Below are 20000 nucleotides of genomic sequence, written 5' to 3' on the forward strand. Positions count from 1 at the left end.
ACTCACTCATCAGACTTCATCTACAGGGAATAATAACATGCAGCCAAATGACATCACTTTTTTTCAGCGTTTCCAGGATGACATTCTGGCCGGACGCAAAACCATTACGATTCGTGACGAGTCCGAATCACACTTCAAAGCCGGTGACATTCTACGGGTTGGGCGCTTCGAAGATGAGGGGTACTTCTGCACGATTGAGGTTGTTGGCACCTCAACCGTCACGCTGGATACGCTGACGGAGAAACATGCTCGCCAGGAAAACATGACGCTAGAAGAACTTAAACACGTGATTGCCGAGATTTACCCGGATCAAACACAATTTTATGTGATTGATTTTAAATGTCTTTGATTTTAACGGTACGCCTGTTAGCTGAATATTAAAATATAATGTCATGATTTTTATGGATTGTTATTTAGTTGGCAAATATTTTAGCTAACAGGTGTTCACTGGAACTATTCTCAGTTACGCTAGAGGAGCAATCACGATAGTGTTCGTTTCTCGGGAGTAAAATATGGTTCAGAAGCCATTAATTGCGCAGGGATATTCGCTGGCAGAGGAAATAGCCAATAGCATCAGTCACGGTATCGGGCTGGTGTTTGGGATTGTCGGACTGGTATTGTTGCTGGTTCAGGCAGTGGATACCAACGCCAGCGCCATGGCGATAACCAGCTATAGCCTGTATGGCGGCAGCATGATCCTGCTGTTCCTTGCCTCAACTTTATATCACGCGATCCCCCATCAAAGAGCGAAAGTCTGGCTGAAAAAGTTCGACCACTGCGCGATTTATCTGCTGATTGCCGGGACCTACACGCCATTTCTGCTGGTGGGGCTGGATTCGCCGCTGGCACGTGGACTGATGATTGTTATCTGGAGCCTGGCGCTGCTCGGTATTTTATTCAAACTGACCATTGCGCACCGGTTTAAGGTCCTGTCGCTGGTAACCTACCTGGCGATGGGCTGGCTATCGCTGATTGTGGTGTATCAACTGGCGGTTAAGCTGGCGGTGGGTGGTGTGACGTTGCTGGCAGTTGGTGGTGTGGTGTATTCGCTGGGCGTTATTTTCTACGTCTGTAAGCGCATTCCATACAACCATGCGATCTGGCACGGCTTTGTGCTGGGTGGCAGCGTTTGCCATTTCCTGGCGATCTACCTGTACGTGGGGCAGGCGTAATTATTATTACCCAGCGGTGCTGTGCTTACCGGGTCTTTAAAACTCGTGACCCGGTAAGATAAAGTCACCACCCGGCGATTTACTCTTCCAGCGAATAAGGCAGCGGTACGATATGCAGCGTTTTCGCGTCGTCACGAACGCGGAACACGCTGTCGGCTTCCATGTCGTTATTCATCACAACCTGCACCAGTACCTGTCCATCCGCCAGTTGCACCGCGGCGAGTACGGTGCCGGTACGACGCCAGTTCTCACCCATTTTCAGCTCCAGGTCTTCACCTGCTTCCGGTACCCGACTGGCCGCACCTGCCAGCGTCCACATGGCACGTTTGTTGGCTCCGCGGAATTTTGCGCGAGCAACCATTTCCTGACCGGTATAACAGCCTTTTTTAAAGCTGATCCCGCCCAGAGCCTGCAGATTGGTGGCTTGCGGAATAAACTGTGCGCTGTTGGCAGTATCAATCACCGGAATACCTGCTTCGATATCCAGCGCCAGCCACTGTTGGCTGTTATTTAACTCCGCTTCACCGCGCAGCTTCTCTACCAGGGTTTCCGCCGTTGCAATATCAACGATCAGCAGGAAACGCTCAGAGGGATGTTCGAACCACAATATGGTGGAAGAACCTTCAGTAATGACCTGCTTATCGCTGTTTGGTAATTCGCTAAAGAGATTGGCCAGCGCTGCGCGCGCCTGGAATCCCGCGACGCCCAGCAGTACGCGCTCGTCGTCCGGGGCAATCGCCACCTTCGAGAAGACCGCATATTTTTTCAGTTCGGTGAGCTGCGCATCGCGCAGACTACGGCGCTCAAGCCATGCAAAACCGTCACCCTGGCGGAACAGACGCAGGTTGCTCCACATTTTACCTTTGGCGTCACAATGTGCTGCCAACACGTGCTGATGCTCGGTCATCTGGCTGACATCTGCTGTGACCTGACCCTGAATATACTTCTCACTGTCGACACCGGTGATGGTGGCGAGCGCCCATTCATCGAGCGTCATTAGCGTCAGAGGCAAGCGCGTTGACGCGAAAGGCTGGCGAGGAGGAAAAGATATAAAAGCCATAATTAATGTCCTGATTTGCTTAACGCAGTGATAATGACTAATGGTAAAAGAGCTATGGCCCATTGCAAGCGGTTTAAACAGGCTATTTGTGCCATATATTAAGCTTTGCGAGGAGACATCCAAAAATGCTGAATCCTTTAACTTAATGTGGTTTTATTTAGCGAGCACGCTTCCGTTTGCTGATATTCCCGTAAATATGAGGGAAAAACACGTTACAATAGCGGGATACTTCGTTTTCGCGAGACAGGAAGAAGAACATGGATATTAACAACAAAGCACGTATTCATTGGGCATGCCGTCGCGGTATGCGTGAGCTGGACATCTCGATCATGCCGTTTTTCGAACATGAATATGACAGCTTAAGTGATGAAGAAAAACGTATCTTTATCCGTCTGCTAGAATGTGATGATCCAGACTTATTTAACTGGTTGATGAATCATGGGAAACCGGCTGATGCTCAGCTAGAGCAGATGGTGCGACTTATCCAGACACGGAATCGGGAACGTGGTCCAGTGGCAATCTGATTTACGCGTTTCATGGCGCGCGCAATGGCTTTCGTTGCTCATTCATGGGCTGGTCGCGGTATTTATTTTATTGATGCCCTGGCCATTGAGCTACACCCCATTATGGCTGGTTCTGCTCTCTCTGGTGGTGTTCGATAGCGTCCGTAGCCAGCGCCGAATCAATGCCTGTCAGGGCGAGATTCGGCTGTTGATGGACGGTCGTCTGCGCTGGCAAGGGCAAGAGTGGACTATTGCTAGCGCACCCTGGATGGTCAAAACAGGCATGATGTTGCGTTTACGTTCCGATGCCGGAAAACGTCAGCATTTGTGGCTGGCGGCAGACAGTATGGATGACGCGGAGTGGCGGGATTTGCGGCGGTTAATACTGCAACAGGCGAAGCAGGGATAATGCTGATGAATGCCTGATGGCGTGCAGCGTTAAGGTCTACGGTTCGGTGCGACATGTAGGCCGGATATGGCGTTTACGCCTACATCCGGCAAAATGGTTATCAGGACCAGTGTTCGGCCATTTCACCAAGGATTTGCTCGCACCAGGCCTGAATGCGTTCATCGCTGAGATCGTACTGGTTTGTTTCATCCAGCGCCAGGCCAACAAACAGCTGTCCATCGGCAATGACGGGCTTATCGCTGGTAAATTCATACCCTTCGGTTGGCCAGTAACCAACAAATTTTACGCCTTTGGTGACCAGTTTATCGTGCAGCATACCCAGCGCGTCCAGGAACCATTCACCGTATCCCAACTGATCGCCCATACCGTAAAGCGCAACAATTTTGCCTTCCAGGTTGAGGTCGTCCAGTTGCTCCCAGACCGCTTCCCAGTCCTCTTGGATTTCACCGAAATCCCAGGTCGGGATACCCAAAATGAGCACGTCATACTGCTCCATTAAGGTCGGGGAATCATCTTTGAGGTTGTGCAGTGTCACCAGTTCGGGACCCAGGATATCGCGGATTTTTTCTGCTGCCATTTCGGTATAGCAGGTGCTGGAACCGTAAAAAAGACCCATGTTCATGACGTAAACATCTCAATTCTGCTGTAGCGTTGCGGGTAGTGTAACAGAATCGCCGCATTCTCGGCACAATGAGGCATAATGCATCAAAAATGAGAGTGAAATAAGGGGCGCGAGTGGAACAGGATCTGGCACGCATCGAGCAGTTTCTTGATGCCCTGTGGCTGGAACGAAATCTGGCGGAAAACACGCTAAGTGCGTATCGTCGCGATCTGATCATGCTTGTCGAATGGCTACATCACCGCGGCGCCTCGCTTGCGACCGCGCAGAGTGATGACCTGCAAGCATTGCTGGCTGAGCGGATGGATGGGGGATATAAAGCCACCAGTTCCGCACGCTTGCTCAGTGCAATGCGGCGTTTTTTTCAGCATCTGTACCGTGAAAAATATCGCGAAGATGACCCCAGCGCCTCGCTTGCATCACCTAAACTTCCGCAGCGTCTGCCCAAAGATCTCAGCGAAGCACAGGTCGAACGACTTCTGCAGGCGCCGCTGATAGAACAACCGCTGGAACTTCGCGACAAAGCCATGCTGGAAGTATTGTATGCCACAGGCCTGCGCGTGTCTGAACTGGTGGGGCTGACGATGAGTGACGTCAGCCTGCGTCAGGGCGTGGTTCGGGTGATCGGTAAAGGTAATAAAGAGCGCCTTGTCCCGTTAGGTGAGGAGGCGGTGTACTGGCTGGAAACGTACCTGGAGCATGGGCGTCCGTGGTTGCTCAACGGTGTATCAATAGATGTGCTGTTTCCCAGCCAGCGGGCGCAACAGATGACTCGTCAAACCTTCTGGCATCGTATCAAACACTATGCTGTGTTGGCTGGAATCGACAGCGAAAAGCTGTCCCCGCACGTCCTGCGGCATGCGTTTGCCACGCATCTGCTCAACCATGGCGCTGATCTGCGCGTGGTGCAGATGCTACTGGGGCATAGCGACCTCTCGACAACGCAGATTTATACTCATGTCGCAACGGAGCGCTTGCGGCAACTACATCAACAGCATCACCCGCGAGCGTGAGTGCTGACAGGAAAGGATAGGTTATGAAAAAACGTTTTATGATGTTCACCCTGCTGGCGACGGCGTTTTCCGGCATGGTACATGCAGACGATGCGGCGATTCGCCAGTCATTAGCGAAGCTGGGGGTTCAGAGTACCGAGATTCAGTCTGCTCCGGTTGCGGGCATGAAAACTGTACTGACCAATAGCGGCGTGTTGTACGTTACCGAAGACGGTAAACATATTATTCAGGGACCGATGTATGACGTGAGCGGTGCAAGCCCGGTAAACGTCACCAATCAACTGCTGATGAAGCATTTGAACGCGCTGGAAAACGAGATGATCGTCTACAAAGCGCCGCAGGAAAAACACGTCATTACCGTTTTCACCGACATCACCTGTGGCTACTGCCACAAGCTGCATGAAGAGATGAAAGACTACAATGCGTTAGGGATTACCGTACGCTATCTGGCCTTCCCTCGTCAGGGACTGGAAAGCCAGGCCGAGCAGGATATGAAATCTATCTGGTGTGCGAAGGACAAAAACAAAGCCTTTGACGACGCCATGGCTGGCAAAGATGTGAAGCCTGCGACCTGTAATGTGGACATCGCTAACCACTACGCGCTGGGCGTACAGTTTGGCGTCAGCGGTACGCCGGCGATTGTGCTGAGCAATGGCTATGTAGTGCCTGGCTATCAGGGCCCGAAAGAGATGAAAGAATTCCTCGACGCACATGCAAAACAAACCAGCGGTAAATAATTCGCGTGAAACAACAGATACAACTTCGTCGGCGTGAAGCCGACGAGACCGCCGAGCTACCTGCCGACTTGCCGCCATTGCTGCGCCGTTTATACGCCAGCCGCGGCGTGCGCAGCGCGCAGGAGCTTGAGCGTAGTGTGAAAGGCATGCTGCCGTGGCAGCATTTGAACGGTGTCGAAAAAGCGGTTGAAATCCTCTATAACGCTTTTCGCGAAGGAACCCGAATCATCGTGGTCGGCGATTTTGACGCCGATGGCGCGACCAGCACCGCGCTCAGCATTCTGGCGATGCGCGCGTTGGGCTGCAGTAACGTGGACTACCTGGTGCCTAATCGTTTTGAAGACGGTTATGGCTTAAGCCCGGAAGTCGTTGATCAGGCCCATGCCCGGGGCGCTCAGTTGATTGTCACCGTCGACAACGGCATCTCGTCACACGCGGGTGTTGAACATGCCAGAACGCTGGGGATCCCGGTCGTTGTGACCGATCACCATCTGCCTGGGGACACGCTGCCGGGTGCTGAAGCGATCATCAATCCTAACCTGCACGATTGTGAATTCCCGTCTAAATCGCTGGCTGGCGTTGGCGTGGCCTTCTATCTGATGCTGGCGCTGCGCACCTTCCTGCGTGACAAAGGCTGGTTTGATGAACGAGGAATTGCGCCGCCGAACCTGGCGGATTTGCTCGATCTGGTTGCGCTTGGCACGGTGGCCGACGTGGTCCCGCTGGATGCCAATAACCGCATTCTGACGTGGCAAGGCTTAAGCCGTATTCGTGCCGGAAAGTGCCGTCCTGGTATAAAAGCGCTGCTGGAGATCTCCAATCGCGACCCACTCAAATTGGCTGCCAGTGATTTAGGTTTTGCCCTCGGGCCACGGCTGAATGCAGCGGGGCGTCTGGACGATATGTCCGTTGGTGTGGCGCTGTTGCTGTGCGACAACATTGGTGAAGCACGCGTGCTGGCCAATGAGCTGGACGCACTCAACCAGACGCGTAAAGAGATCGAGCAGGGTATGCAGGCGGAAGCGCTGACTCTGTGTGAAAAGCTGGAACGCAGTAGCGATACGCTACCGGGCGGTCTGGCGATGTACCATCCCGAGTGGCATCAAGGAGTGGTGGGGATTCTGGCATCGCGTATTAAAGAGCGCTTTCACCGTCCGGTAATTGCGTTTGCCCCGGCCGGTGACGGTACGCTGAAAGGCTCCGGGCGCTCGATTCAGGGGCTGCACATGCGCGATGCGCTGGAGCGCCTGGACACTCTTCATCCAGGTATGATCCTCAAGTTTGGCGGTCACGCTATGGCGGCGGGTTTGTCGCTGGAAGAGGCGCAGTTTGAGCGTTTCCAGCAGCGTTTCGGTGAACTGGTAACCGAGTGGCTGGACCCTGCCTTACTGCAGGGCGAAGTGGTGTCAGACGGTGCTCTGAGCGCGGCGGAGATGACCATGGAGGTCGCGCAAATGCTGCGTGATGCCGGACCGTGGGGACAAATGTTCCCGGAACCGCTGTTTGACGGTCATTTCCGTCTGCTCCAGCAGCGTCTGGTCGGTGAGCGTCATCTGAAGGTGATGGTGGAGCCCGTCGGTGGTGGACCGTTGCTGGACGGTATTGCGTTTAACGTTGATACCACCTGCTGGCCGGATAACGGTGTTCGCGAAGTTCAGCTTGCCTACAAACTGGATATTAATGAGTTTCGCGGCAACCGCAGCCTGCAGATTATAATCGATAATATCTGGCCACTTTAGCGTCACTTTACACAAAATCATTCAAGCTGCATTGAGGCGGCAAGTGGATGAGTCTCCATGAGCGTATGAGTAGTACGTGACTGGGGCGAAATCGCGCAGCCAACAAAGAGGCAGCTTGAAGGATGATGTGTATATTCGCTATAAAAAAGGGTGTGGATTAGTTACAATCCCGCTCTTATAACCGCATTTTGACTAGTCCAATAAAAGAAATCAGACAATGTTTGAAATTAATCCGGTAAATAACCGCATTCAGGACCTCACGGAGCGCTCTAACGTTCTTAGGGGGTATCTTTGACTATGATGCCAAGAAAGAGCGTCTGGAAGAAGTAAACGCCGAGCTGGAACAGCCGGACGTATGGAACGAACCCGAACGCGCGCAGGCGCTGGGTAAAGAGCGTTCCTCCCTTGAGGCCATCGTTGATACGCTTGATCAGATGAGCCAGGGCCTGGAAGATGTCTCCGGCCTGCTGGAACTGGCTGTAGAAGCCGACGACGAAGAAACATTTAACGAAGCCGTAGCAGAACTTGATACGCTGGAAGATAAGCTGGCCCAGCTGGAATTCCGTCGTATGTTCTCCGGTGAATATGATAGCGCAGATTGCTATCTCGATATTCAGGCTGGCTCAGGCGGTACGGAAGCACAGGACTGGGCAAGCATGCTGATGCGTATGTACCTGCGTTGGGCCGAAGCGCGCGGCTTTAAGACAGAAATTATTGAAGAATCTGAAGGTGAAGTGGCGGGTATTAAATCCGTGACCATCAGAATTGCTGGCGAGTATGCTTACGGTTGGCTGCGTACCGAAACCGGTGTACACCGCCTGGTGCGTAAAAGCCCGTTCGACTCCGGCGGTCGTCGCCATACGTCGTTCAGCTCTGCGTTTGTCTACCCGGAAGTTGACGATGATATTGATATCGATATCAACCCGGCGGACCTGCGTATTGACGTTTATCGCGCTTCTGGTGCGGGCGGTCAGCACGTTAACCGTACCGAATCTGCGGTGCGTATCACCCACATCCCGACCGGGATTGTGACGCAGTGTCAGAACGACCGTTCCCAGCACAAGAACAAAGACCAGGCCATGAAGCAGATGAAAGCGAAGCTTTATGAACTGGAAATGCAGAAGAAGAATGCCGAGAAACAGGCGATGGAAGATACTAAATCAGATATCGGCTGGGGTAGCCAGATTCGTTCTTATGTCCTTGATGACTCCCGCATCAAAGATCTGCGTACTGGGGTTGAAACCCGCAACACGCAGGCGGTGCTGGATGGCAGCCTGGATCAATTTATCGAAGCAAGTTTGAAAGCAGGGTTATGAGGAACCAACATGTCTGAACAACACGTACAGGGCGCTGACGCGGTAGCCGACCTTAACAATGAACTGAAAACGCGCCGTGAGAAGCTGGCGAGCCTGCGCGAGCAGGGGATCCCCTTCCCGAACGATTTCCGTCGCGATCATACCTCAGACCAACTGCATGCTGACTTCGACGCGAAAGAAAACGAAGAGCTGGAAGCGCTGAACATTGAGGTATCCGTTGCTGGCCGCATGATGACCCGCCGTATTATGGGTAAAGCATCATTCGTTACGCTGCAGGATGTTGGCGGCCGTATTCAGCTGTACGTTGCTCGCGACGATCTGCCGGAAGGCGTCTACAACGAGCAGTTCAAAAAATGGGATCTGGGCGATATCCTCGGCGCGAAAGGTAAGTTGTTCAAGACCAAGACCGGTGAGCTGTCTATCCACTGCACCGAGCTGCGTCTGCTGACGAAAGCGTTGCGCCCATTGCCGGATAAATTCCACGGTCTGCAGGATCAGGAAGCGCGCTATCGTCAACGCTACCTGGACCTCATCTCTAACGATGAATCACGCAATACCTTTAAAGTGCGTTCACAGATTATGGCTGGTATCCGCCAGTTCATGGTTGGTCGTGGCTTTATGGAAGTCGAAACCCCAATGATGCAGGTGATCCCTGGCGGGGCGGCAGCGCGTCCGTTTATCACCCATCATAACGCGCTGGATCTGGACATGTACCTGCGTATCGCACCGGAACTGTACCTCAAGCGCCTGGTGGTTGGCGGCTTCGAACGCGTATTCGAAATTAACCGTAACTTCCGTAACGAAGGCATCTCTGTTCGCCATAATCCAGAGTTCACCATGATGGAACTCTACATGGCTTATGCGGACTACAAAGATCTGATCGAACTGACCGAATCGCTGTTCCGTACGCTGGCGCAGAACGTTCTGGGAACGACTGAAGTGCCTTACGGCGAAGAAGTCTTTGACTTTGGTAAGCCGTTCGAAAAACTGACGATGCGCGAAGCGATTCAGAAATACCGTCCGGAAACCAACATGGCCGATCTGGATAACTTCGATTCTGCAAAAGCGATTGCGGAATCTATCGGCATCAAAGTTGAGAAGAGCTGGGGTCTGGGTCGTATCGTGACCGAAATCTTTGAAGAAGTTGCAGAAGCGCACCTGATTCAACCGACCTTCATTACCGAGTACCCGGCAGAAGTTTCTCCGCTGGCGCGTCGTAATGATGAAAATCCGGAAATCACCGATCGCTTCGAATTCTTCATTGGCGGACGTGAAATCGGTAACGGCTTCAGCGAGCTGAACGATGCAGAAGATCAGGCGCAGCGTTTCCAGGATCAGGTTAACGCCAAAGATGCAGGTGACGACGAAGCGATGTTCTACGACGAAGACTATGTTACCGCTCTGGAACACGGTCTGCCGCCGACTGCGGGCCTGGGCATTGGTATCGACCGTATGGTTATGCTGTTCACAAACAGCCATACTATCCGCGACGTAATCCTGTTCCCGGCAATGCGCCCGGTTAAGTAAGATGTGAAATGCCGGATGGCGGCTGATGCCTTATCAGGCCTACGATGCGTTATGTAGGCTTGATGGGCGTAGCCCCGTCAGGCAATCAATTCCCGTTGGCAAACTTGCGCAGTAACTCTCGCGCCTTAACGTCAGAAACCTGCATTACCATCCACGGGCTAAAAGCCCACGGCGTCGCGTCAATCCCGCTTAAAACATCCTCAAGATTGCTCCACTGGGAATCCATCACTTCATCTGGGTTTAGCTGTAGCTCACTGACGATATGTGCGGCATAAACCGGGCATACTTCGTTTTCCACTATTCCACTCGGATCCGTGGCGCAATAACGAAAATCAGCATACACGGGGCTGAGCGAGTCGATATCTGCACCCAGCTCGAAGCAAGCCCGGCGGATAATAGCGGCTTCGGTGCTTTCACCCAATTGCGGGTGACCGCAGACAGAGTTGGTCCAGACGCCTGGCCAGGCTTTTTTGTGCAGCGAACGGCGGGTGACCAGCAGTTGACCCTGCTCGTTAAATATCCAGCATGAGAAAGCAGAGTGCAGGGGGGTTGTGGCGGTATGCGCCGCATACTTTTCCAGTGTTCCACAGGGCTGGCCCTGCTCATTCAATAAAATGACATGTTCCTGTCGCATAGCGTCCACCATCAATCTTAAGCATTCACATTATATGCTCTATTAAGTCAGAATGATTAACAGAGGGTGTGAAATGCCAGAGTCGACGCTTCGTTGCGCGATATGATTTGGCATCCGGTTTCTGGCTGCTATGATAAAGCGTCTGAAAATGTTGCGAGGTATTGTTTTGAGTGCAGGACGCCTGAAGAAAAATGGCCTGAGTATCGCGATGCTGCTGTGTGTCGGTCTGCTGTTAGCAGGCTGTTCCGGGAGCAAGTCGTCTGATACAGGAAGTTATTCCGGCTCCGTGTATACCGTGAAGCGGGGAGATACGCTATACCGTATTTCGCGCGCCACCGGGACCAGCGTAAAAGAGCTTGCACGCCTGAATAATATTTCACCGCCCTATACCATTGAAGTGGGGCAAAAGCTGAAGGTCAGCGGCGGCGCGAAAACCAGTTCAGGCTCTGGCAAAACAACGACGAAATCCTCAACCAAAACGGCGGCGGTCAGACCATCTTCGTCCGTACCGCAGTCCTCCTGGCCACCGGTCGGACAGCGTTGCTGGCAGTGGCCTGCCAGCGGTAAAGTGATTCTGCCTTATTCAACCGCGGACGGCGGCAATAAAGGCATTGATATCTCAGCTGCGCGCGGTACGCCGATTTATGCCGCCGGAGCCGGGAAGGTGGTTTATGTCGGTAATCAGCTACGGGGTTACGGTAATCTCATTATGATTAAGCACAGTGAGGACTACATCACTGCGTATGCGCATAATGACACCATGTTGGTGAACAACGGTCAAAACGTGAAAGCCGGGCAGAAAATCGCGACGATGGGCAGCTCGGATGCGACCACGGTGCGGCTGCATTTCCAGATCCGCTATCGGGCGACGGCTATCGATCCGCTTCGTTATTTGCCACCAAAGGGCAGTAAGCCAAAATGCTGACGGTGAATTAATCGCCAATCAGTCAGTTAGTCCCTTGCCAAGAAGAGCGTAAGGTTTATAATCCCTTACGCACTCCAATGCGGGCGTAGTTCAATGGTAGAACGAGAGCTTCCCAAGCTCTATACGAGGGTTCGATTCCCTTCGCCCGCTCCATAACACTTCTTAAAGTTCAATAACTTACTGAATCCTAAGGGATACGGCTTAAAGCCTTCCGATAGTTTTACTCACTGTAACCAACACTGTGACTAACTTTGTTGAAGTAGTGAGCAGACCTAAGGTCTCAGTACATGCTCAACTCTAGAACCTACCTTTATCAGCGTAACGGTGTCTTTTACATCCGTCTTAGAATGAAGAGCACTGGTCGCCTGACCGCTTCGCTTCCCTCTCATAACCGTTATAAACTAGCGTCAGTATCACTACGGACTAAGGACAGACGCACCGCTATGGCTCACTCCCGGCACATCAAGTCAGCACTTAAAGCAATCCATGCAGACAACCCTAACGCCTCTTATGAGGAGCTAAGGAAGCACCTGAAGACCATTGTCGAGTGGGAACTTAGTGTCAGTCGTGATGACCTGAACGACCCAGAGTCCTACCAGCTTTACGTTGACCAGTACGATGACATTAAGTCCAACCTTCGGGAAGCTGTAGCGACTGAGCGTCTGACTGTAGACCAGCATCGCTATATCAATGACGTTATCGGTGTGCTTAAGGCTTGTCAGGACAGACTCAGGGGTGATAGCTCTGGCCTGTTGTCTTACCTTGAGCCTGAGACCAGTAGTCTAAGACCGTCCGTCTCCCTATCTGTATTGGCAGAACCTGAAGTCCCTGAGCCTCTCGTGACTCTGGAACGAGTAACTAAAGCACTGACCCTCGCGTCTCTCATTGAGCAGTACGAGCAGGAGAACGCCCAGAACTGGAAGCCAGCGACCCTAAGCGAAAACCGAGCGTCTCACTCCACGTTAATCGAGATATTCGACTATCTGGCTATTCACGATGTCGGCAAGGCGACCCGTGCAGATATGCTCAGGGTCCGTGAAGTCCTTCAGCAGATACCGAAGAATCGCAAGCAACGCTTTAAGGATATGCCGCTGTCTGACCTGCTGAGCCGGGAGTCTAAGACTGACTGTCTTGATGTCGTTACCATCAACAATAAATATCTTATCAAGATGGCTGCTGTCTTTAAGTGGGCGGTACGCAACGACCTGATAGCTAAGAACCTGACAGAAGGTCTTGAGCTGAAAGTCCCGCAGCGTAAAGCCTCCGACGCTCGTGATGCGTTCAGTCCTGAGCAGGTAGGGCAACTACTGGTCGCCGCTAAAGCGTACTCTCAGAAGACCGCAGGTAAGCCATACCATTATTACGTCACCGCTCTGGCTGCGATTACAGGTGCGAGACTTAACGAGGTGGCCCAGCTTCAGGTCAAAGACGTCAGGGCTACTGAGGCCGGGACCGTATATATCCATATCAACGAAGACGATAGCAGCCTACCGGGTAAAAGTATTAAGAACGCTCATAGCGACCGCTGTGTCCCGCTGGTCGATGGCGCTTATGGTTTTGTATTGGCTGACTTTATGTCGCTTGTGGAAGACCGTAGAAAGACTGCGGGTGATAATGCTATGGTATTCGATGGCCTCAAGCTGATGAAGAATGGCTACGGTGAGCAGGTGAGCAAATGGTTTAACAGAACGTTGCTACCTAAAGTCCTCGCTGACCGTAGCGGCTTAGCGTTTCACTCGTTTCGACATACTGTTGCGACCCAGCTAAAACAACATGGGGTCGAATTGGCGTATGCTCAAGCGATTATGGGTCATAGCTCAGGGTCTATAACTTACGACCGTTACGCGAAAGAAGTCGAGGTTGATAGACTGGTAAATGTGATGGCTGATGTTTATAAGGAGACTGGAGTAGATGGCGATACCGTTTAAGGCACCTGAGTTTGAAGATCAGGCTTTTAACTGTCCATATTGTAATGCTTTTGCTCAACAACGCTGGCAACAGCTTTATTATTATAGCAGTCACTCAAGTGTCCCCATGCACACGGCAACGTGCAATCATTGCCAACATAAAAGTTACTGGTTTGAGGAAAGGTTAATCATTCCAGCAGCGAGTGGAGTTGAGCTTCCTAATCCAGATATGCCAGAAAACTGCAAGTCCGACTATATGGAAGCCAGAAGCATCGTTAATCTATCCCCTAAAGGCGCTGCTGCGCTTCTACGCTTGTGTCTTCAGAAGCTAATGGTCCATCTCAAGGAGCCGGGCGAAAACATTAACACTGACATTCGGTCTCTCGTTAAGAAAGGACTCCCTGTTCGTATCCAGCAGGCCGCAGACATTTGCCGAATCGTCGGTAATCAGGCAGTCCATCCGGGAGAGATTAACCTTGATGATGACCCGAAGTTAGCTCATGGTCTCTTTAAGTTACTGAACATTATTGTTGATGACCAAATCACGAGACCGAGAGAGCTTGATGATATGTTCAAGAGTATGCCTGAGGGTCCACGCCAAGGTATTGAGAATCAGGATAAGAAGGCGAGGGAACAGCAGCAGGCAGCTAACGAGTAAAGCTGTAGGTCAGATTGAATATACCCTCACTATAGGGAAGGGGGCTTAACTATCGCTATAGGGGAGAGACCCTAAGTCCCCACCTTAATAGCAGTCACGACCCATACACACATTCATTAAGTCTCAGGCTTCCGGTAGCGGACCGATTGGAAACCATCCGCAGACGCCTAGTGTTAAATCACCTTGGCCTGAGACCATTCTCCTTTAACGTAGCAATCTTTCTCCTTTGACAGGCGGAGAGCATCAGACCTCAGCGGAACTTCCGTCTATGAGACCATCGGTGTGCGAGATTGTGAAGAACCAAGACATCATTGCTGAGGTCTGCCATCCATTGTGGACAGGCGGAAACTCAAAGAGGTTAGACCAGTGGTGTCTGAGGTTGGAGCTTTGAGTCCTGACCAGCAGGCTTGAGGAGACCATGAGTTCATCTTGTTATGGATTGTGTTATCACAATTCCAATAAGAAGAACTTTAAGTCCAGCCTCCAGTCCTGTCAGCCCGAAGTATACTACGGTCGCTATGATGTGGTCTCCATGCTTCGGGTCTAACTGGAAGTACTGAACACTTTCGCGTCAAGTTCTCCGAAGTTCATTCCTGTTTGACTAAACTATCACTATAGGGACCATATCTCGCCTCTGACCTCCTGAGAGACGGCAAGCGAGAAACCGTGGTCCACGCTAGCTTGCTAGCCACCAGCCTAAGGCAAGACAGCCTCTGGTCAGCCTGTGTGTTCTTTGGTCTCGTGACTTAAGTCTATCACCACACACGCTCGGACATGCTGTCGAACCTTCATCTCTATGGTCATCGCAGACCACTAACCCCAATTACCTCAAGTCATTCTGTTTGCGTCCTGTTGCCTGCTGGTCTCCCTTTACGTGGGGGCTTGAGTAGGTCAGTGGGGTGCGACTTCAGGGTGCAAACAAAAGGAGTACACGTAAATGTCCCAACAAGAAATCAGCGTCATTAACCTCGACCAGCTTGTCTCCATGACCTCAGTTGAAATTGCTGAGCTGACAGGCAAGGAGCACCGAAATGTCCTGCGTGATATTCGCAATATGGCTGAGGAGCTTAACGCGCTCAAAACTGAGCAGTGCTCAAAACTGAGCAGTCATATCGGGGTGACTGAAGATGTCTATCTAAACGCGCAGGGGAAACAGCAGCCGCTGTATCGTCTCGACCGTAAGCATACTTTCATTCTGGTCGCTGGCTATTCCGTTCACCTCCGCGCCAAGTGTTACGACCATATTCAGACGTTAGAGCGTCGAGTCCTTCAACTGGAAGACCAGAAGAAGCGAGCAGCCATTCAGTCCGCTAACCGCCGAGGCGTGACTTGGGGCGACTACTGCAAAACCTATGGTCTGCCCGCTCAGAAGCTAATGACCGCACTTCTCCAGCATCGTGGCCTCTTTCGTAAGAACCCAATCAGTAACGAGTGGTCTGTAAATCCGAAGTATTCCGACTGCTTTCGTATCATTAAGCCGTCAGACCAGAAGTTCTCAGCAGGTGGGTATAACTTCCGGTTCAACGCTAAGGGGCTGGAGGTCTTCGGTAAGCCTGAGATGGTTGACAAGATGCGAGGCATCCTTATTGCATTCACTGGCACCGACCAGCAGAAGCAAGAGCACCTCCTGAAGCTGGCACAATCCGGTAAGGTGGAGGGAATCTAAGATGATGATTGACCCGCGCACACCTGAGGGGCGCATGACTCTCCGTTACCGTGGCTACCGGACTGAGGTCATCCTGAAGGAGCTTGGTCTAGACCCGGAAGATGGGACCCGCCAGCACCAATCACGGGACGAGCTAATAGCCCAACTGGTCGCTATGAAACTGTCGCCTAACCGTTAGTAGCTCACCTACTCAATACCTAATTTTAAACCTTTTGAGATGACCGATGCGGGGAGACGCCGCAGGACTAAACACGCCTGTGGTCGACCGATAGTCTCAACCCTCAAGAGGAGTACCAACTTATGTTATTCAACAACAACGACTGGAAACTATCAGTCACCGACATCAATCTCTACGAGAATACTGTGAGTCTGGACGGTCAGCCATACCCGTTGTCGCTCGCTATCAAGACCCTCATTCCGGGCTACTTGTCAGGCCTGCCGTCTACCAGCCGCGAGGCAATGGAGCTGTTAGAGGCTCTGGCTGAAGCTGGCGTGACCATTGGTAACTTCTTCAGTAATGACCTGATGACCGCCTATGGTCGCCGCCAGCAGAACAAGCGAGTCGAAGCCGAGCGTATCGCTAAAGAGCAGCGCATTCAGGCGGACCGTATGCGTGAAGAGAACATGACCGACGAAGAGTGGCAGAAAGAGCTACAGCGTCGCGAGCAGGTCAAAGCTGAACGCCGGACCTATGGTGAGAACCTCCGCAGCGCTACTCATTCCGCTGGTCGCTCACGTGCCGCTATCGTCGCTGACCTTGAGTCAGGCGGTAACTGGATGGACAGCTTGTAAGACGCCCACACACAAATGGTCCTGACCTGATGTTGGGACCCAAAGTATTAACCTAATTTTAGGAGATTGATTATTATGACTATGACTAAAGACGCTTTCCAGTTCGGCATTGAGCCTGTTCGTATCACCGACACCGACAACCTCCAGATTAACGAAGGCTTGCCGACTAACGCAGACCCGCAGGTTTATGCCCTTGAGCTGGCTAAGCTGGTTAAGACGATGCTCAATGGAGTACTTAAGGACGCTCAGGAGAATATCCCATTCCCTGTTGAGCTGCTGCCGACCCGTAACAGCTTACCGACTCCAATCATCGCTCACACTCTGGCTGACCGCTCTGTGGTCGTTCCTGTCCGTGGCGGTAAGGCTCCCGCTGTAGTCACTGCTGCCGCTGGTAGTGAAATCACAGTTGAACCTATTGAGCAGGCTATTCTCGTGTCGCATCAGGCGAAGCTGTGGGACTCCAAGTCCTCTACTGGTTTCACTGTTGGTACGCTCCAGCAAGACGCTCTGAACATCTGTGAGAATGTGGTCCGTACAATCAACGCTAAAATGGTCGATGTATTACTGACCTCTAAGCTGCTGAAGACAGTAGATTACCCGAAGCTGACCGGGAGTCTCCTGCCTAAGGCGGAGGCTATCGTAGACGCGCTGTTTGAGAGTACCGAGTCCGCTTATGGCTCTGAGGTGTCCAGCTATGGCATCCTTGCTCATGAGTCCCATATGTCCGCTCTCTCCCGTCTGGCTATGAAGAACGGCTTTGGTGGAGAGGATGCAGTAAAGGACATGCTGGGTACAGACATCGCCTACTACAATGGGACTGACCGTGGCCTATTCATGTTGGCGAAGCACTTCACCTGTCTGTCCTTTGGCTGTCTGCGTCATGATGGCGAACATATCACTGTGGTCTTATCCCGTGATGGCAACTCCCAGTCCCATGACCTTGAGATTCTCGGTAAGGTATTCGTGGTCGCTGAGGCTGCTACGACTGTGAAGATGAAGACAGGAAGTGCTACTGCTGTGTTACCAGTGGTTAAGTGCCTGAGCTTCAAGTGAGCTAACTAACTAACAATAACAACTATTGGTCAGGACCTTCGGGTCTTGGCCCTTATTTAATGTTATGTTATATCATAACAATTCAAGGGAGGGACACATGGACCTACACAAAGTCTATCTCGTGGTCTTCCTGCTGAAGCTGGCTCTGGTAGTCGTGCTTATGGTCTGGCCCAAAGACTGATACTGATGAGTTTTGACTGAAAAATGTGAGAGGCCATCTAATACAATAAGCCTGACGATTTACCCCGTAGCCCGACCCTCAGTCAGACCAAAGGGCCGGGTAGTCCGTGACTGTGTTCTATTCCTTTAGAGGGAATATTACGTGCTTCAAGTCTTGACCGTCAGCCTCTCGATGTGTAACCATCACTGTAACCACTGGATTCCTCAGTCTTTAAGAAACAAGAAGTTAGCTAGTTGTCCTCGGCTCCCTTCGCCCGCTCCACGACTTACTTCTCACAGACTCTCCTGATTCAATTATCCTTCGTAATCTCAATGTGTTTCTTTGTTTAACGGGCAGACAGACTCAATGCACGACTATGCAGGCTAAAGCGATTGTGGGAGACGATAGGCCTCCCTTTCGGGAGATACCTCATATGAAACTAACTATCCACAGGGGCCAAAGAGAAATCTTTGACGCTCTCGGATAGTAGAGCTTTGTATATGCTGGTTAATCCTTACAATTCGCGATACTGGTGTCTTAAATATCGCATTTCCCCCGTGGTACAAAAAATCAACTATCAATCAATTGAATTTATTTAAGAAATTTTAAGGAGTATGTTTGATTGTCTGTCTGAAAATATATCAACGCTAATACAGGTCACGTAGTTAATTGTTAGATTATAATTCCATAGTTATCTTTTTTGAATACGATATAAGATTAGTTATCCTTCATAAATAAGTAATGTGGCCTTTTCGTAGGTCAATTTTCTCTAATCGGTAGTAACAGGTTTTAAATGGTTTAGACTTGGTAGGATTTTACCTGGATAAACATGGTGGACATCTATTTTGTTAAAAATATCTTCAGGAGTTTTATCATTAGTAATAATTTCTTAAGGTGACTAGTTTTGTTCTCATTATCCGGTCACGAAATTATGTAGATACACAAAAATATACGAATTACTTTAGTACTTTGTACCATTTTGAATGCTTGCTATGCCGGGGGGGTCGTTAGCCTTGTGTATATTCTGTCATTGTTGTTGAAAAATATAGCAAATATAGTTAGATAGACTTCAGTTGTACTGATTAAAATCTCACACGGTATAGCTAAGAATTTAAAGGTAGAGACATGGGTGACAATTCAGTCAGGCTACCTTTAACCCCAGTATGTATGCTGGTAATTTGTAAGAAAATGTTTCCTTGTGTTTTGAGAATTTTCTCATTTTGAATAAAAGATGAAAGTGCAATTTCACAGGTGGTACTAATAATACAACCAATAATCGCATTAAAATGCCGATATCCATTAGTAATTCAAATCTAAGAATGAATAATTGATAGTTTTTAGCTATGAATGCCGAGGGGTTGATATCACATCCTTGTTGTGTAAAAGTTCATCTCATGTATTTAGCAATATTAATAAAATTAATTACTCGATTGTTAGGTATTTTTTAGAGGGTCGGTGTGCTTAAAAGTACGCACTTACCTTTCCATGGATGAAATAGAGTTTTTTGAGGTTATGGAGGCTTCATGAAGTATCAACATTTCTGGCCACCTAATGATATTTATTTTGGGGGGGGCGTCGCTAGTGTTATTGATGAAATGTCACTGATTACAAACGAAAGAAATTATTTATTCGTGAATCTTAATCAATACAGCTTACGTAGTACCTTGGTTTTTTTCTCACGTAATAAAGATATCAATAAAATTATAATCATCATTTCCAGCTCACGGTTGATGCCTTTGGCTCTTTTTTGGCTGGATAATATCAAAAATGTTATTGCTGTTTTCGATACCTCAACACCTGTGTCGGAGATGATTAAGAAAATAAGCCTATATCGACGAAATGGTGACAAGATAACGGCAGGGCGAAGGGAATGTAACTTTAAGATTAGCAACAAAGATATCATGAAGATGAAGTACTTCTTAACCGAAAGCGGTATGGAGGAGCTTCAGGATAGATTTATGAACTCGCCGTCAACATTGTATCGTTGGAGAAAAGAGATCGCCCTTAAATTTGGCGTGCGAGACCCTCGATATCTTCTATTGCCAGAATAAAAAACTATGCGTTTTCTCATTAAGAATTACAATTAAAGATCCGATCTTTAATTGTTGTT

Annotated in this window: 19 protein-coding genes and 1 tRNA gene; 17 read left to right on the forward strand and 3 right to left on the reverse strand. The window is 50.4% G+C overall.

Going from position 1 to position 20000, the window contains the following annotated elements:
* Positions 1-37 precede the first annotated feature (37 nt).
* Positions 38-349 (forward strand): N(4)-acetylcytidine aminohydrolase, encoded by a 312-nt coding sequence (yqfB, locus tag OGV75_RS07950; protein WP_016154352.1) that lies wholly within the window; start codon positions 38-40, stop codon positions 347-349.
* 163 nt (positions 350-512) lie between these two features.
* The gene (gene trhA / locus OGV75_RS07955; protein ID WP_016154351.1) at positions 513-1172 is read left to right on the forward strand and encodes a PAQR family membrane homeostasis protein TrhA; all 660 of its coding nucleotides are present in this window, start codon (positions 513-515) and stop codon (positions 1170-1172) included.
* 79 nt (positions 1173-1251) lie between these two features.
* On the opposite strand, the gene ygfZ is transcribed toward trhA, so the two are convergent.
* Positions 1252-2232 (reverse strand): tRNA-modifying protein YgfZ, encoded by a 981-nt coding sequence (gene ygfZ, locus OGV75_RS07960; RefSeq protein WP_213239308.1) that lies wholly within the window; start codon positions 2230-2232, stop codon positions 1252-1254.
* Between the two features lie 257 nt (positions 2233-2489).
* Here ygfZ and sdhE point away from each other — a divergent pair, with 257 nt between their 5' ends.
* Entirely contained in the window at positions 2490-2756 is a 267-nt protein-coding gene (sdhE, locus tag OGV75_RS07965) for an FAD assembly factor SdhE (RefSeq protein WP_016154349.1), read from the forward strand.
* Entirely contained in the window at positions 2737-3144 is a 408-nt protein-coding gene (locus tag OGV75_RS07970; protein ID WP_016154348.1) for a protein YgfX, read from the forward strand. The genes sdhE and OGV75_RS07970 overlap by 20 nt, the downstream gene beginning before the upstream one ends.
* Positions 3145-3244: 100 nt before the next feature.
* Here OGV75_RS07970 and fldB read toward each other — a convergent pair whose 3' ends face one another.
* Complete coding sequence (fldB, locus tag OGV75_RS07975; RefSeq protein ID WP_016154347.1) at positions 3245-3766, reverse strand: flavodoxin FldB; 522 nt, start codon at positions 3764-3766, stop codon at positions 3245-3247.
* A gap of 113 nt (positions 3767-3879) precedes the next feature.
* On the opposite strand from fldB, the gene xerD reads away from it, so the two are divergent.
* The 5 genes from xerD (at position 3880) to lysS (ending at position 10095) form a co-directional block, all read left to right on the forward strand.
* Positions 3880-4776: a site-specific tyrosine recombinase XerD gene (gene xerD / locus OGV75_RS07980; RefSeq protein WP_046274931.1), complete on the forward strand. Its 897-nt coding sequence runs from the start codon at positions 3880-3882 to the stop codon at positions 4774-4776.
* Between the two features lie 23 nt (positions 4777-4799).
* The gene (gene dsbC / locus OGV75_RS07985; protein WP_016154345.1) at positions 4800-5513 is read left to right on the forward strand and encodes a bifunctional protein-disulfide isomerase/oxidoreductase DsbC; all 714 of its coding nucleotides are present in this window, start codon (positions 4800-4802) and stop codon (positions 5511-5513) included.
* A gap of 5 nt (positions 5514-5518) precedes the next feature.
* Positions 5519-7252 (forward strand): single-stranded-DNA-specific exonuclease RecJ, encoded by a 1734-nt coding sequence (gene recJ / locus OGV75_RS07990; protein WP_016157413.1) that lies wholly within the window; start codon positions 5519-5521, stop codon positions 7250-7252.
* Between the two features lie 217 nt (positions 7253-7469).
* Positions 7470-8568, forward strand: a protein-coding gene (gene prfB, locus OGV75_RS07995; RefSeq protein WP_100250065.1) for a peptide chain release factor 2 whose coding sequence is annotated in 2 segments (ribosomal slippage) — positions 7470-7544 and positions 7546-8568 — 1098 coding nt in all. Because the reading frame shifts where the segments join, the coding sequence is not laid out codon by codon here.
* A 9-nt stretch (positions 8569-8577) separates the two neighbouring features.
* A complete protein-coding gene (gene lysS / locus OGV75_RS08000; protein WP_005123357.1) occupies positions 8578-10095 on the forward strand; it encodes a lysine--tRNA ligase in 1518 nt (505 codons plus the stop codon).
* Positions 10096-10180: 85 nt separating this feature from the next.
* Here the strand turns inward: lysS and idi are convergent, their stop codons facing one another.
* Entirely contained in the window at positions 10181-10729 is a 549-nt protein-coding gene (gene idi / locus OGV75_RS08005) for an isopentenyl-diphosphate Delta-isomerase (protein WP_047357819.1), read from the reverse strand.
* Positions 10730-10895: 166 nt separating this feature from the next.
* Here idi and actS point away from each other — a divergent pair, with 166 nt between their 5' ends.
* The 8 genes from actS (at position 10896) to OGV75_RS08045 (ending at position 19941) form a co-directional block, all read left to right on the forward strand.
* Positions 10896-11654 carry an amidase activator ActS gene (gene actS, locus OGV75_RS08010; protein ID WP_046274955.1) on the forward strand — a complete coding sequence of 253 codons (759 nt, stop codon included), beginning with the start codon at positions 10896-10898 and terminating at the stop codon, positions 11652-11654.
* A 79-nt stretch (positions 11655-11733) separates the two neighbouring features.
* A tRNA-Gly gene (locus OGV75_RS08015) sits at positions 11734-11807 on the forward strand.
* 134 nt (positions 11808-11941) lie between these two features.
* Positions 11942-13582: a site-specific integrase gene (locus OGV75_RS08020; protein ID WP_286480523.1), complete on the forward strand. Its 1641-nt coding sequence runs from the start codon at positions 11942-11944 to the stop codon at positions 13580-13582.
* Positions 13566-14219 carry a DUF4145 domain-containing protein gene (locus tag OGV75_RS08025; protein ID WP_286480525.1) on the forward strand — a complete coding sequence of 218 codons (654 nt, stop codon included), beginning with the start codon at positions 13566-13568 and terminating at the stop codon, positions 14217-14219. The genes OGV75_RS08020 and OGV75_RS08025 overlap by 17 nt, the downstream gene beginning before the upstream one ends.
* A 937-nt stretch (positions 14220-15156) precedes the next feature.
* The gene (locus OGV75_RS08030; RefSeq protein ID WP_000082601.1) at positions 15157-15885 is read left to right on the forward strand and encodes a Rha family transcriptional regulator; all 729 of its coding nucleotides are present in this window, start codon (positions 15157-15159) and stop codon (positions 15883-15885) included.
* 300 nt (positions 15886-16185) lie between these two features.
* Complete coding sequence (locus OGV75_RS08035; RefSeq protein ID WP_000898380.1) at positions 16186-16677, forward strand: peptidase M16 family protein; 492 nt, start codon at positions 16186-16188, stop codon at positions 16675-16677.
* Positions 16678-16752: 75 nt separating this feature from the next.
* Positions 16753-17730, forward strand: a complete 978-nt coding sequence (locus OGV75_RS08040; RefSeq protein WP_053287154.1) for a hypothetical protein — start codon at positions 16753-16755, stop codon at positions 17728-17730.
* Positions 17731-19413: 1683 nt separating this feature from the next.
* Entirely contained in the window at positions 19414-19941 is a 528-nt protein-coding gene (locus OGV75_RS08045) for a hypothetical protein (protein ID WP_019077624.1), read from the forward strand.
* Positions 19942-20000 lie beyond the last annotated feature (59 nt).

It is taken from the genome of Citrobacter sp. Cb028 (assembly GCF_030336705.1).
GTDB lineage: Bacteria > Pseudomonadota > Gammaproteobacteria > Enterobacterales > Enterobacteriaceae > Citrobacter > Citrobacter braakii.

Bases quoted from the DNA above. Each gene is read 5' to 3' on its own strand.
- yqfB (WP_016154352.1), top strand. From the start codon at position 38: ATGCAGCCAAATGACATCACTTTTTTTCAGCGTTTCCAGGATGACATT.
- sdhE (WP_016154349.1), top strand. From the start codon at position 2,490: ATGGATATTAACAACAAAGCACGTATTCATTGGGCATGCCGTCGCGGT.
- OGV75_RS08030 (WP_000082601.1), top strand. From the start codon at position 15,157: ATGTCCCAACAAGAAATCAGCGTCATTAACCTCGACCAGCTTGTCTCC.
- OGV75_RS08020 (WP_286480523.1), top strand. From the start codon at position 11,942: ATGCTCAACTCTAGAACCTACCTTTATCAGCGTAACGGTGTCTTTTAC.
- idi (WP_047357819.1), bottom strand. From the start codon at position 10,729: ATGCGACAGGAACATGTCATTTTATTGAATGAGCAGGGCCAGCCCTGT.
- OGV75_RS08035 (WP_000898380.1), top strand. From the start codon at position 16,186: ATGTTATTCAACAACAACGACTGGAAACTATCAGTCACCGACATCAAT.
- ygfZ (WP_213239308.1), bottom strand. From the start codon at position 2,232: ATGGCTTTTATATCTTTTCCTCCTCGCCAGCCTTTCGCGTCAACGCGC.
- OGV75_RS08025 (WP_286480525.1), top strand. From the start codon at position 13,566: ATGGCGATACCGTTTAAGGCACCTGAGTTTGAAGATCAGGCTTTTAAC.
- trhA (WP_016154351.1), top strand. From the start codon at position 513: ATGGTTCAGAAGCCATTAATTGCGCAGGGATATTCGCTGGCAGAGGAA.
- dsbC (WP_016154345.1), top strand. From the start codon at position 4,800: ATGAAAAAACGTTTTATGATGTTCACCCTGCTGGCGACGGCGTTTTCC.
- lysS (WP_005123357.1), top strand. From the start codon at position 8,578: ATGTCTGAACAACACGTACAGGGCGCTGACGCGGTAGCCGACCTTAAC.
- fldB (WP_016154347.1), bottom strand. From the start codon at position 3,766: ATGAACATGGGTCTTTTTTACGGTTCCAGCACCTGCTATACCGAAATG.
- OGV75_RS08045 (WP_019077624.1), top strand. From the start codon at position 19,414: ATGAAGTATCAACATTTCTGGCCACCTAATGATATTTATTTTGGGGGG.
- OGV75_RS08040 (WP_053287154.1), top strand. From the start codon at position 16,753: ATGACTATGACTAAAGACGCTTTCCAGTTCGGCATTGAGCCTGTTCGT.